General features: G+C 73.0%; 11 protein-coding genes. All 11 read right to left on the bottom strand.

All coding sequences use genetic code 11. The features are described from left to right. Window position 1: 1 nt before the first annotated feature. The gene (locus ACGF5C_RS15350; protein ID WP_393301798.1) at window positions 2-1,612 is read right to left on the bottom strand and encodes a lipopolysaccharide biosynthesis protein; all 1,611 of its coding nucleotides are present in this window, start codon (window positions 1,610-1,612) and stop codon (window positions 2-4) included. Next, window positions 1,605-2,156, bottom strand: a complete 552-nt coding sequence (locus ACGF5C_RS15345) for an acyltransferase (protein ID WP_393301795.1) — start codon at window positions 2,154-2,156, stop codon at window positions 1,605-1,607. Before ACGF5C_RS15345 ends, ACGF5C_RS15350 begins: the two co-directional genes overlap by 8 nt. 91 nt (window positions 2,157-2,247) lie before the next feature. Then, on the bottom strand, window positions 2,248-4,179 hold the full coding sequence (locus ACGF5C_RS15340) for a hypothetical protein (protein ID WP_393302213.1): 1,932 nt from the start codon (window positions 4,177-4,179) through the stop codon (window positions 2,248-2,250). 212 nt (window positions 4,180-4,391) lie between these two features. Then, window positions 4,392-6,092 (bottom strand): glycosyl hydrolase, encoded by a 1,701-nt coding sequence (locus tag ACGF5C_RS15335; protein WP_393301792.1) that lies wholly within the window; start codon window positions 6,090-6,092, stop codon window positions 4,392-4,394. A 153-nt stretch (window positions 6,093-6,245) separates the two neighbouring features. Continuing rightward, window positions 6,246-7,070 carry a shikimate dehydrogenase gene (locus ACGF5C_RS15330; RefSeq protein WP_393301789.1) on the bottom strand — a complete coding sequence of 275 codons (825 nt, stop codon included), beginning with the start codon at window positions 7,068-7,070 and terminating at the stop codon, window positions 6,246-6,248. Beyond that, a complete protein-coding gene (gene mltG / locus ACGF5C_RS15325) occupies window positions 7,070-8,269 on the bottom strand; it encodes an endolytic transglycosylase MltG (protein ID WP_393301786.1) in 1,200 nt (399 codons plus the stop codon). Before mltG ends, ACGF5C_RS15330 begins: the two co-directional genes overlap by 1 nt. Beyond that, entirely contained in the window at window positions 8,266-8,727 is a 462-nt protein-coding gene (gene ruvX, locus ACGF5C_RS15320) for a Holliday junction resolvase RuvX (RefSeq protein WP_350708988.1), read from the bottom strand. Before ruvX ends, mltG begins: the two co-directional genes overlap by 4 nt. Window positions 8,728-8,800: 73 nt before the next feature. After that, complete coding sequence (alaS, locus tag ACGF5C_RS15315; RefSeq protein ID WP_393301783.1) at window positions 8,801-11,479, bottom strand: alanine--tRNA ligase; 2,679 nt, start codon at window positions 11,477-11,479, stop codon at window positions 8,801-8,803. Then, window positions 11,476-11,781 (bottom strand): hypothetical protein, encoded by a 306-nt coding sequence (locus tag ACGF5C_RS15310; protein ID WP_357457616.1) that lies wholly within the window; start codon window positions 11,779-11,781, stop codon window positions 11,476-11,478. Before ACGF5C_RS15310 ends, alaS begins: the two co-directional genes overlap by 4 nt. A 24-nt stretch (window positions 11,782-11,805) precedes the next feature. Further along, on the bottom strand, window positions 11,806-12,267 hold the full coding sequence (locus ACGF5C_RS15305; RefSeq protein ID WP_393301780.1) for a DUF948 domain-containing protein: 462 nt from the start codon (window positions 12,265-12,267) through the stop codon (window positions 11,806-11,808). Window positions 12,268-12,418: 151 nt separating this feature from the next. Further along, the gene (locus ACGF5C_RS15300; protein WP_393302210.1) at window positions 12,419-13,042 is read right to left on the bottom strand and encodes a hypothetical protein; all 624 of its coding nucleotides are present in this window, start codon (window positions 13,040-13,042) and stop codon (window positions 12,419-12,421) included. Window positions 13,043-13,292: the final 250 nt, after the last annotated feature.

Genomic DNA, 13,292 nt, shown 5'->3' with positions numbered 1-13,292 from the left:
GTCAGCCCCGGCCGCTGCGGGTCAGCACGAAGCCGAGCGGGTTGACCCCGGCGGCGCGCAGCCGCTCCACGAGCCGGCGCAGGTCGTTCTGTCGGGTGCGGTCGCGCTCGACCACCACCACCGCGGTGCCCTGCCGGGCGACGGCGACGCCGCGCTCGTCGGACTCGGCCGGCGGGGCGTTGAACAGCACGAGGCTGTGGTCGGCGCCCTGCCGCCAGGTGCCGAACCGGACGCTGCCCGCGCCCACGGTCACCGGGTCGGCGCCCGTCACCCGGCTGTCCCCGCCGCTCGCCGAGGAGGCGACCCGGGGCAGGGTGAGCGTGGCGTCCGGGTCGGTGGACGGGCGCGCGCCGGGCGGGTGCGGCGACGGGCGGCGGGCCGCCGGCGGGGAGGTGCCGCCGGCTGCCGGGTCCGCGGAGCCGGCCGGGCGGGGCTTGGGGACGGCGGGGCGGGACGGGTCGGCCGCGGCGGGCAGCCGCTCCCGGTCGGCGAGCACCGTGTCGCGCAGCCGGTCGGTGCGGCCGCTGTCGTCGGCGACGAAGACCTCCCGGCCGACCGCCGCCAGGGCCACCGCCAGCCCGGCGGTGATGGCCGTCGCGTCCTCCTCGCGGGAGGTCAGCAGCGACACCCGGGCGGGCTGGCGCACCCGCTCGGCGATGGCCATCGCCACGTACCGGATGTCGGCGTCGACCGCCTCCTTGCGACCGCGCCACCCGCGGCTGCGCACCGTGCCGAGCAGCGGCAGGCCGGTGGCGTCGCGCCCGTCGTCCACCGACCGGATCCGCCGGTCGACGGACTCCCAGGCGTACGCCAGCACCACGCCGAGCAGCGTCCCGCCGAGCAGGCCGGCGAGCAGGTAGAGCGGGCGGTTCCCGGCGGAGGAGGCCAGGGCCCGCTCGGCGGTCTGGGTAACCCAGCCGGGGTTGACGTCGACGGCGGCGATCTCCGTACGCGCCGCGTTGAGCTGGGTGAGCTGGTTGTTGATGCCGGCCAGCTCGGTCACCGCCGCGTCGACGGCACCCTCCCGGGCGTTGTTGACCCGCTTCTGTAGGGCGTCCTGCTGGGCGGCCACCTTGCTGATGCTCTCGTCGTACGAGCGCAGCATCTCCGCCCGCTGCTTCTCGTACATCGCCCGGCGCACGTCCAGGTAGGCCCGGGCGGCCAGGTTGACACTCTCCACCGCCTGCTCGGCCGTGGGGGCCGAGTAGACGAAGCGCAGGATCTGCCCGCCGGTGGGCACCTCCACCTCCAGGGCGTCGCGCACCTCGCGCGGGTCCAGCCCGCCCGCGTCGGCGAGCCGCTGCACCACCTCGGTGCCGGTGGCGATGCCGCTCTCCACGTTCATGTTCACCGCCCGCTCGGCGTTGGCCCCGCTGGGCGTGAACGCGTCCGTGACGACGGGGCGGACCGCCACGACCGCGCTGGCGGTCACCGCGGCGGGGACGAGGAGTACGTAGCCGAGCGCGGCGGCCAGGCCGACCGCGGCGACGGCCGCCACCAGCCGGATCCGGTGCAGCGGGACGCGGAGCAGGTCGGTCAGCGTGACGGTGCGGCCCGCCCCGCCACCGGTGGGGACGCCGGCGGGCCAGGAAGCGGGAGGAACATCAGTCATGGAACTTCTTCACCGTCTGTTGTGGATTTCCGGCGACCACGACTCGCGGCGGCACGTCCGTGCGGACCACCGTGGCGGCGCCCACGACACTGTCCCGGCCGATCCGCACACCCTTCATCACCAGGGCGTGCGCCCCGATCCACACGTTGTCCTCGATCGTGATCGGGGCGCGGGTGGCCGGGACGGGCGGGTCGTGCCGCTGCTCGGGGGGCAGGTTGTGGAAGTCGTTGTCCAGCAGTTCGCAGTCCGAGAGCAGGCACCGGTCGCCGATCGTGACCGACGTCCAGGTGCCGATCCAGGTGGCGTTCAGCAGGCAGTCGGCGCCGACCCGCACCTCGCCGGGACCGGCGAAGCGGACGAGCTTGTTCAGCCGGGTGCGGTCACCGATGCTCACCCGTACGCCCCGGCGCAGCCGGATCCGGCCGCGGATCTCCACGCCCCGCCCGAGCGTCAGCCGGGGATAGCGCAGCCGGTACCAGCCGCGCTTGACCGCGAAGACGGCCCGCACCACGAACCCCCGGCGGATGGCACCCGCGCCGTCCAACGGCCCTCCCTACGTGGTGGGCCGGCGACGGTTGATCCGTCGCCGGCCCAACGCGAACAATCTACCGATGTCCGTTACGAACGGTTGACCCTCACTGCACGGAGAAGAACGTCGACGGGGTCGACCACGTCACACCGGCGACCGCCGGCGAGATCACCGTCGCCGCCGTCCCGTTGACCGCCGGGGCGGCCGTCGGGTCGAACGGGACGCTGCGCAGCGTCCCGTCGGTGGCGCCGTACACGATCCTGCCGGCGACCCAGGCCATGCCGCGCACCGCCGACCAGGTGACCCCGGTGGTGGGCAGGGTGAACTCGGTGGCGCCGAGGTAGTTGCCGTCGATCTCGAAGTAGCGGTAGTAGAGGCCGCTCGCGCCCGCCCGGGTGTAGTAGAGGCGACCGTCGAGATAGAACGCGCCGGTCATCGCCGCCGGGTTGAACCAGTCGTTGTAGCCGGACGCCTCCCACGGCACGCCGATCGCGCCGCCGTTGAACATCGAGATGTCGATCCGGCTGCCGGTGGGGGTGCCGGCGACCGTGTGCGACCAGTAGATCCGGTCGGCCACCCGCCAGGTGGCGCCGGCCGCCGTGTAGTTCGGCTGGCTGACCGTGGTCGGGGCGCCGACGGCGGTGCCGTCGAACGGCACCTTCGCCAACTCGCCGGGCCCGGTGCCGACGTAGAGGTTGCCGGCGGCTGCGGTCGGCGCGTTCTTCGGGATGATGGTGCGCCCGCCGGTCAGCGGGAACATGCCGAGCCGGCCGTGGTACTCGTTGCCCATGCCGTCGGAGTTGTGGCCGAAGTAGAGGCCGTCGCTGCCGCGCCAGAGCACCGGCACCGACGAGCCCCAGTTGCTGGTGCCGGCCGGCATCGACGCGCTGCCGCTGCGGCGGGGGTTCCAGTTCACCGGCATGCCGGTGGCGGGGGTGACCGCGGCGATGCCGAGCCGGTCGACCGCGCCAGGGCCGGCCGCGTCGCTGGCGTTGGGGTTGTTCAGCCAGCGGAAGTGCCCGCCGAGGTAGATGACGTTGTCGGCGACCTCGACGGAGGTGATGGTGTCGTTGCCGGTGTAGTCGACCCAGGTGCCGAGCTGGCCGGCGCCCCGGGCGGCGGTCTCGAACCGCACCAGCGCGTCGCAGTACGCGGCCGGCCAGCCCGCGCCGCCGTTGGTGCCGACGACGAACCAGCTGCTGTCGGCGCCGAACTTGACGTCCTGCACGTAGTGCACGAAGGTCGCCGGCGCCGCGCACGGCGGCACGAACTTCTCGGTGCTCCAGTCCAGCACCGTCGGCGTGCCGGACAGGTCGACCAGCGCCATCTGGTTGCGCGGCAGGCCGTTGACGTACATGAAGTTGCCGCCGACGGCCAGGGTGGCGCCGTCCGGGGCGACGTCGATGGTCCAGACGTACGAGGTGGTGTCGTGGCGCCCGACGGTGGCGTTGACGTTGAAGGTCGGGTCGATCGCGCCGGTGGTGGCGTTGAGCCGGCCCAGGCCGGCGTGCGCGGTGCCGTTGAGCCAGTTGAACGCGCCGGCCACGTAGAGGTGGTTGCCGTGCAGGGCCAGGTCGCGGACGGTGCCGCCGTCGGAGCGGCCGACCCAGCTGTCGACGATCGCGCCGGTGGCCGGGTCGAGCGCCACCAGGTTCTTACGCGAGACGCCGTTGACGGTCTTGAAGGCGCCGCCGACGATCAGCGTGCCGCCGGGCCCGGCGACGAGCGTGTTGACCGCGCCGTCGAGCACCGGCAGGAAGGCGGTCGAGATCGTCCCGGTGGCCCGGTCGTACGCGAAGAGGTAGCGCTGCGTCGTCCACGCCGCGCTGGCGGTCTGCCGGATCTGGGTGAAGCTGCCGCCGACGTACACCATGGAGCCGACCTGCGCGAAGGCGCGGGTCTCGCCGTCCCTGGCGTGGGGGGTGGCGTCGGCGGGGTTCGCCGAGACCAGGGTCGCCGGTTCGGGGGCCGGCACCACGGCGGCCGAGGTTCCGGTGGGGACGGCCAGCACGGCGGCGACGGTCACCAGCGCGACCACCCCCGCCCGGGTGCGGAATCCGGCGGATCGCCGGAAGCGCGGGATTTCGGGCACGCTACGCCTCCAAGGTGGAAGAAGACCCGCGTAGCGTGCCTCGCCCACCGCGGTCGGCGATATCCGCCGATTGGGCGGTCAGTGCCTCCGCAAGCGACAGACCGTGTGTTCTGTCGGATGTCCGACTCTTCCGGTCGTCCGCCGGCGCGCGCCGACGGTCAGCGACTCCCTCCCGTGGGCTGCCGCAGGTAGTTGTCGCGACCGGCGCGGGCGAACCCGGCCACCGCCGAGGCGTCGTGGTTCATCGTCATGTCGCATGTGCTCGACCGGCGGGTCATCCCTGCGGAGTTGAAGTAGATGGCGGCCTTGATCTTCGGGTGCGCCTTGAGCGCCGCCGGGAACTCCTCGAACCAGCGCCGCTTGGCGTCCGGGTCGGCCGCGTTGAAGTTGGTGCCGAACTCGGCGAGCATCCGCGGCTTGCCGACGCCGAGGCGGTGCTCGTCCAGCCAGCGGTAGAAGCCGCCGACGGTGGTGGCGGGGCTCTTCCACACCGTGCTGCCGTTGCAGACGTGGAAGTTGTACGGGTCGTAGCCCACCCAGTCGACGTACCGGTCGCCGGGGTAGAGGGCGGCGTACCGGTCATAGTGGCCGGACCAGCCCATCATCGTCCACACCCAGACGGCGTTGTGGGCGCCCGCCGCGACGAACCGGTCGTGCACGTGCCGCCAGGCGCGGACGAAGTCGGCGTCGCTGCCCTTCGCCGGCTCGTCCTCCGGCTCGTGGTCGAAGCCCATGAAGACCGGCACGCCGGTGTCGCGGATCCGCCCGGCGACCGCGTCGATGGTGGCGTCGTACCGGCCACTGTAGACGTCCCGCCAGGTCAGCACGGTGCCGGAGGAGAAGATGCGGGACTCCCAGGCGAAGAACATCAGCCGGCCCTCGCGCATCTGCTGCCGCTGGTAGGCGTCCGGGAACGCGCCGTTGCTGCCGGTGCCGGAGAAGTCGTGGTAGCGGTGCACGATGTCGAACTTCCGCCCGGCCTGTGCCTCCACCTCGGCGACCGCCGCCCCGTGGTCCCACCCGTCGGCCGCGCCAGCCGGGGAGTACATCCCCCACCAGGCGCCGCACGAGGGGACCAGCTTGCCCGACACCTCGCCGCACCGCCCGGTGCCGCCGGACGGGCTCGCCGACGGGCGCGGCGTGGCACGGGTCGGGCTGGCGCTGGGGGTCGGCCGTGGCGCGGGCGTGGGCGCCACCGTCCGGCTCGGCGAGGGCGCGGCGCTGGTCACCGCCGGCGTGGGCGGGGTGCCGACGTCGTAGCGGATCTCCAGGCGCGGGCGCAGGTCGGGGTTGCGGTTCTCCGTCGACGCCCAGTAGATCCGCGTTTCCAGGCCGGTCTGGGCCAGCGAGACCGTCCAGGTGCCGTTCCCCCTGACGAGGGCCGAGACGTCCCACTCGTTGAAGCCCGCCGCCACCGGGGACACGGCGTCCAGGGCCGGGCCCGGCGGCGTCGGCGCCGGGCGCGCCGCGCCGGCGTCGGCCGTGGACGCGTACGCGGTCACCGCCGCGGGGAACCTCTGCCAGGCGTGCACCCGCAGCGTGGCCCTGATGTTGACGGCGGACGCCGGCAGGTTGGTCACCGCGAACCGGATGACCGCCTCCCGAGCCCCGCGCGGGTTGCCGTCGCAGCGGGCCGCGCAGGTCGCCAGCGTGGTCTTCGCGCCGTTGTCGCCGTCCTGCGGCACCGTCGTCGCCGTGGTGTCCGCCGTCGCCCGGATCGACACGTCGTCGGCGGCCAGCAGCGGCACCGTGGTGGCGGCGATGCCGGCGACCACGGTGGTGCCGACCACGCCGAGCAGCACGGCCTTGCGCCGTGGGCCGTGGTGTCGGGTGCGGCGGTGCAGTCCGTGCCTGCTCAAGGAACACTCCCTGTGTCTCGGGCGGTGACGCTCAGCAGCGTATCCACGACCACCACGTGACGTGGGCAGGACAGCGGGACGTAAGCGCGTCTTAACCGTCGCCTAAGGATGCCCTGGACAACCACAGGGGAGGGTCCCGTCCGGCGGGGACGGTCAGGCGGCGCGGGCGGCGGCCAGCGCGGCGGCCATCGCGGCCCGGGGGGCGGTGACGCCGGTGAAGTGCTCGAACTGGCCCACCGCCTGGGCCAGGAGCAGGTCGAGCCCGGAGACGATCCGGCAGCCGGCCGCCTGGGCCGAGGCGGCCAGCGGCGTCGGCCACGGGTCGTAGAGCGCGTCGAAGAGCACCGTCTCCGGCCGCCAGGCGACGGTCTCCGCGAGCGGGTCGGCGACGCCCTTCGGCACGGTCGAGACCACCACGTCGGCCCGGCACCGCCCTGCCGCGTCGGCCCAGGGCGCGCCGGCCAGCTCCACGCCGACCGCGCGGGCCACCGGGCGCAGCTCCTCGACCGCCTCCGGCCGGCGGGCCACCACGGTCACCGCGCGGGCGCCGAGCCGCCCCGCCGCCGCCACCGCCGCCCGCGCGGTGCCGCCCGCGCCGAGCACCGTCACCGTCGCGCCGGGGCGCACCCCGGCGTCGGTGAGCACCTCGACCATGCCGACGACGTCCGTGTTGTCGGCGTACCAGGAGCCGCCCGGGCGGCGTACCAGCGTGTTGGCGGCGCCGACGGCGGCGGCGACCGGGGACACCTCGTCGGCCACCGCGAGCGCCGCCTCCTTGCCCGGCATCGTCACCGACAGCCCGGCCCACTCCGGGCCCAGGCCGGCGACCACGTCCGGCAGCTCCGCCGCCGCGCACTCGATCCGGGTGTACGACCACCCGGCCAGCCCCGCCGCCGCGTAGCCGGCGTTGTGGATCACCGGGGAGAGGGAGTGCGCGATCGGCTTGCCGAGCACCCCCGCCCGCCGTGTAGCCGCCATCAGATGATCCCGGCCTCCTTGGCCTTGGCCTCGTTCTTCAGGTGCTCCTCGTAGGTCTCGGCGAAGGCCGAGTGGCCCTTGTCGTCGATCGCCACGAAGAAGAGCCACTTGCCGTCCGGCGGGTTCATCGCGCCTTCCATGGCCTGCTTGCCCGGGTTGTTGATCGGGGTGGGCACCAGGCCCTTCAGCTTGCGGTTATACGGGTTCTTCGGGTTGTCCAGTTCTGCCGGGGTCATGTCCGCGGACCGCTTGGTCTTCTGCCCGGTCAGCTCCAGGTAGTAGTTGACCGTGACGTCCATCTCCAGGCAGTTGCAGTCGAACTCGCCGAAGACCCGGTTGTACGCCACCCGGGCGACCTTGCCCAGGTCGTCCTTGTTCCCCGCCTCGGCCTGGGCCAGCGACGCGACGATCAGCGCCTCGTACGGGCTGATGCCGCCGCGCTCCTTCTGCACCCGGTCGGCGAACTGCATCTCCCCGGTGACGGTGAGGAAGTTCTCGACCATCAGCGTCAAGATGGTCTCCGCGGTCGCCTTCGGCGGGATCTCGTAGGTGTCCGGGTAGAGGAAGCCCTCGATCGACGGCTTGACCTTCTTGCCGTCGGTGCGCTTGAACCACCAGTCCGGCACGCCGAGCGCGAGCGGGTCCTTCGCCGCCGCCTCGAAGTCCTTCACCGGGATCTTGGTCTCGTCGGAGAGAAGCTTGTAGACGTTCTTCGCCGTCCGACCCTCCGGGATGGTGACCCCGTTGACGATCCGGTTCTTCAGGTCGAGCATCGCGGTGACCGCGCTCTCGCCGCTCATCTGCTTGCGCAGCTTGTACGTGCCCGGCTGGATGTTCTTGCTGCGCGAGTTGGCCTCGGCAGCCTCGATGAACGCCTTGGCGCTCTTCACCACGTCGGCGGCGACCAGCGCGTCGGCCATGTCGGCGATCAGCGCGCCCTTCTTGATCTCGACGGTGACCTCGCCGGTGCCCGTGCCGTCGTAGTCGGGCGTCACGAAGTAGCCCTGGATCCGGTCGAAGCCGTAGAACGCGCCGCCCCCGATCCCGCCCAGCAGGACCAGAGCGAGCAGCAGGGCCAGGACGGTCTTGCCCCGCCCGCCGCCGGAGCGCCCGTCGCGCTTACGCATGGCGCTGCGCCGGTGTTTGCCCTTCTCCCCCCGCTCCTGCTCGTCGAACCCGAGGTCCAGATCGTCGATCATCGTGTCCGCCTCCGCTGCGCGTCCAGCCAGCTCTGCAGAATCTCCACCGCGGCAGCCTGGTCGACCACCGCCCGTTGCCGTTTCCCCCGGACACCACGCTCGGCAAGCCTACGAGACGCCACGACCGTGGACATCCTCTCGTCGGTGAGCGCCACCGGAACAGGCGCTATTACATCAGCCAGTCGGTCAGCGTACGCCTTGGCGTGGACGGCCGCCGGACCGTGCTTGCCGGCGAGATTGACCGGAAGGCCGACGACGACCTCGACCGCCTCGTGCTCGGCCACCAGCGCGGCGAGCTCGGCGATGTCGCTCGGCACCGCGTCCGGGCCCGCCGTGAGGTCGCGGGCGAGGGTGACCAGCGGGGTGGCCAGCACCCCGTGCGGGTCGGAGCGCGACACCCCCACCCGGACCTGCCCGACGTCCACCCCGAGCCGGACGCCGTGGGACAACTCGCTCACGATCGGTAACTCCCCCCGAAACGGCGAACCAGGGCGGACCATGCCGGTCCGCCCTGGTCGCTGCGGTCTCGCATCACGCCTCGGCGATCGCCTTCTCGACCGTGAGCAGCAGGTTCGGCGCTTCCGCCGCCGGCAGGCCGCCGCCCTGGGCCAGGTCGGGGCTGCCGCCCCCACGCCCCGAGAAGGCCGCCTTGACCAGGTCGGCGGCGGACAGGCCCCGGCTGCGGGCGGCCGGGTTCACGGCGACCACCAGGGACGCCTTGCCGTTCGCCCGGGCCGCCACCGCGACGACCGCCGGCCGCGCCGGATCGATCTTGCCCCGGATCTCCTGGGCGAGCGTCCGCACGTCGTTGCCGGCCGCGCCCTCCGGCGCCTCGGTGCCCACGTACGCGACCCCGCGCACGTCCTTCGCCTGCGCGGCCAGCGCCGCCGCGCCGCCGAGCACGAGCTGGGCGCGCAGCTTCTCCAGCTCCTTCTCGGCGTCGCGCAGCTGCGTCACGGTCTGCTCGACCCGGTCGGCGACCTGGTCGTTGGGCACCCGGTACAGCTCGGCGAGGCGGGACACCAGCAGGTGCTCGCGGGCCAGGAAGTTGAAGGCGTCCATGCCGACCAGCGCCTCGACCCGGCGGACGCCGGAACCGATCGACGACTCGGAGAGGATCTTGACCAGGCCGAGCTGGCCGGAGCGGGCGACGTGGGTGCCGCCGCACAGCTCCCGGGCGTAGTCGCCGACCTCGACGACCCGCACCTCCTCGCCGTACTTCTCGCCGAACAGCGCCATCGCGCCGATCCGCCGCGCCTCCTCCAGGGAGGTGACGAAGGCGTGCACCTCCAGGTCGGCGAGGAGCACTTCGTTGACCTGCTGCTCGACGTCGCGCAGCACGCTCGGCGCCACGCCCGTCGGGGTGTTGAAGTCGAACCGCAGCCGCCCCGGGGCGTTCAGCGAACCGGCCTGGGTCGCGGACTCGCCGAGGAAGTTGCGCATCGTCTGGTGCACCAGGTGGGTCGCGGTGTGCGACCGGGAGATGGCCCGCCGGCGGGTGGTGTCGATCTCCGCGTAGCCGGTCTCCCCCGCCCGCACCTCGCCCCGGACCACCCGGGCGCGGTGCACGATCAGGCCGGGCACCGGCTGCTGCACGTCGAGCACCTCGACCTGGCCGCCGCCGACCGTGATCATGCCCAGGTCGGGCTGCTGCCCGCCGCCCTCGGCGTAGAACGGGGTGGCGTCGAGCACCAGCTCGACCGTGTCGCCCTCGACCGCCGCCTGGCGGGGGCCGTCGACGCCGAGCACCGCCCGCACCGTCGACTCCCGGGACACCTCGCTGTAGCCGGTGAACGTCACCGGCCCGCCCGAGTCGAGCACCGACCGGTACGCCGACAGGTCGGTGTGCCCGGTCTTGCGCGCCTGGGCGTCCGCCTTGGCCCGGGCCCGCTGGTCGGCCATCAGCCGGCGGAAGCCCTCCGCGTCGACCTGGAGCCCCTGCTCGGCCGCGATCTCCAGGGTCAGATCGATCGGGAAGCCGTACGTGTCGTGCAGCTGGAACGCCTTCTCACCGGAGAGCGCCTTCTTGCCGGCGGTCCGGGTCTCGGCGATCGCGGTGTCCAGGATCGTCGTGCCGGCGCGCAGGGTGGACAGGAACGCGTCCTCCTCCGCGTACGCGTAGTCGGCGATCCGGTCGAAGTCGGTGGCCAGCTCCGGGTACGACGGGGACATGCAGTCCCGGGCCACCGGCAGCAGCTCGGGCAGCGCCCGCTCCTGCCAGCCGAGCAGCCGCACGGCGCGGATCGCCCGCCGCATGATGCGCCGCAGCACGTAGCCGCGTCCCTCGTTGCTCGGGGTGACCCCGTCGCCGATCAGCATCAGCGCGGTACGCACGTGGTCGGCGATCACCCGCAGCCGGACGTCGTCCGGGTGGGACTCGCTGGCGACGTGGCCGGAGCGGGCGCCGTAACGCTTGCCGGTCAGCTCGGCGGCCTTGTCGAGGATCGGCCGGACCTCGTCGATCTCGTAGAGGTTGTCGACGCCCTGGAGGATGGACGCCATCCGCTCCAGGCCCATGCCCGTGTCGATGTTCTTCGCCGGCAGGTCGCCGAGGATCGGGTAGTCCTCCTTGCCGGTGCCCGGGCCCCGCTCGAACTGCATGAAGACGAGGTTCCAGAACTCCATGTAGCGGTCCTCGTCGACCGCCGGGCCGCCCTCGCGGCCGTACTCCGGGCCGCGGTCGTAGAACAGCTCGGAGCACGGGCCGCACGGGCCGGGGATGCCCATCGACCAGAAGTTGTCCGCCTTGCCCCGGCGCACGATTCGCTGGGCGGGCACGCCCACGGAGCGCCAGATGTCGAACGCCTCGTCGTCGTCCAGGTAGACCGTCGGCCAGATCCGCTCCGGGTCGAGGCCGAACCCGCCCTGCTCCTGCGACTTGGTGACCAGGTCCCAGGCGAGCGGGATCGCCCCGTCCTTGAAGTAGTCACCGAAGGAGAAGTTGCCGTTCATCTGGAAGAACGTGCCGTGCCGGCTGGTCTTGCCGACCTCGTCGATGTCGGGCGTGCGGATGCACTTCTGCACGCTGACGGCCCGCCGGTACGGCGGGGTCTGCTGCCCCAGGAAGTAGGGGACGAACTGCACCATGCCGGCGTTGACGAACAGCAGGTTCGGGTCGCTGATGGCGGGCAGCGGAGCGGACGGCACCACGGCATGGCCGTTCGCCTCGAAGTGGGCGAGGTACCGCCGCTTGATCTCCGCCGTCTTCATCGCTGGTGTTCCTCCGGAAAGATTTCTCGGTCGCCGATGCGCGGGTCCTCCCGCAACTCGGCGAACTGGTCGTCGAACGCCTCGCCCTGGGCGAACGCCTCGTGGATCTCCTGCTCGCGTTCGGCCATCCCGATCCGGACGTCCTCCACGAAGCTACGCAGCGACTCCGCCAGCCCGCCAGCGGATTCGGACAACGTGCTGGCGATGCCGGCCGGGGTGTACGACTGCGCGGTGCGGGTCGCCTTGCGGACCACGACCACGCCGACGGCCAGCCCGATGCCGAGCCAGAACAAGCGCCTCATTCCCCAGCCCTCCTGGTCGTGCCGTCAGCGGTTGCCGCGCTTGGCGGCCCGCCGCTGCTGCTTGATGGTCTCGCGTACCTCGCGCTCGGTCTCGGCGTGCCGGCGGGCGGCGGCGGCCTTGCGCACGCCGTAGCCGAAGGCGGCCACCTTGACCAACGGGTTGGCGGCGGCGGCGGAGACGACGGTGGCCAGGTTCGCGACGTTGGCGGTGACGTTCTGCGCGTGGCTGGTCATGGTGTCGACCTTGGCGAGCTGCAGGTTCACCCCGTCCAGGGAGGTCTGCACCTGCTCCAGGGCCGTGTTCACGTTCTTCACCGTGGTGTTGACGTCGCCCAGCAGCGGCGCGGTGCGGTCGTTGAGGTCGTTGATCATGCGGGTGGTCGCGTCCACGGTGTGCCGCAGCCGCAGGATGGGCAGCGTCAGGATCAACACCAGCATCGCGAACGCGATCGCCGCGATCAGCGCCGCGACCTCTCCAAAGTCCACGCCTGTCCTCCTCAAGCAGGGGTCCCGGGGACCGGACGTCCCCGGAACGCGCGACCGTTGTGCCCACACCGCCGCCCGGCGGCCCGCAGGGGCCAGCGGGGGCTGGCGGATCCGCCAGCCCCAGACCCTACCGTCCGTGAGGGAAACCGGCTCAGGACGGTGAGGGTGTCGGTTCGCCGAGCGGATCCTCGCTGAACGTCGGGAAGGGATCCTCGCCCGTGAGCGACGGGTCGATGCTCGGCTGCGGCCGGGTCCGCTCGTCGTCGATCGCGTTGCGGACCTTCACCGACACCAACGATCCGGCGCATTGCTGCGCAGCGGCCGACGGATCGGGCGACGGTTCCACGGCCGGTGCCCCGTCCACCGGTGGCGGCGCGCAGGTCGGCTCGCGCACCCAGAGGTCGAGGGTCAGCTCGTCCCGGCGCCAGCAGGTGTAGCTCCCCTTCGGCGACTGCTCGGGGCAGCGGGTCACCTGCCACGGCCGCCAGCCGTCCTCGGTCAGCGCCCGCTCGTAGGCCTGCGCGGTCTCCACCGGTGACCGTTCCGAGGTGATGGTGCGTTCGCGCAGCCGGCAGTCGAGCAGGCACCACCGGCTGCCGCTGACGTCGTCGACCGTCTTCGCCGCCGCCCAGCCCGGCACGTCCAGCTCGTCGAGGGTGTCGAAGACCGGGTCGCGGCTGAGCGTGCGGATGCCGAAGAAGAGCGGGATCGCGCCGAGGAGCACCACACTGACCAGGGCCAGGACGCCCATCCGCAGCCGCCGCCGCTCGCGCATCTGCCGCCGCAGTTCGGACCGCGCGCCGCGCAGCCCGCCGGGGGCGGGGGCGCCGTCGTCGGGCGACTCCGGCTCCGCGGCCTGCCGCAGCGCCGGCCCGTCCGCCGGCCCCGGCCCGACGGCGGAAGGATCGGCGGACGGTACGACCGCGACGGCGGCCCGGGCCACCGGCGGCCCGCCGGCGGGTCCCGGCGGCGGCACCGGCGGGACGCCCGCCGGCTCCGGTCGCCCAGGGTCACGGGGCGGCGGC

It is taken from the genome of Micromonospora sp. NPDC047620, from assembly GCF_043205005.1.
In the GTDB taxonomy this organism is placed as follows: Bacteria; Actinomycetota; Actinomycetes; order Mycobacteriales; family Micromonosporaceae; genus Micromonospora.
The sequence above is the reverse complement of the archived record's forward strand: the minus strand, read 5'-3'. Positions and strand labels throughout refer to the sequence as shown.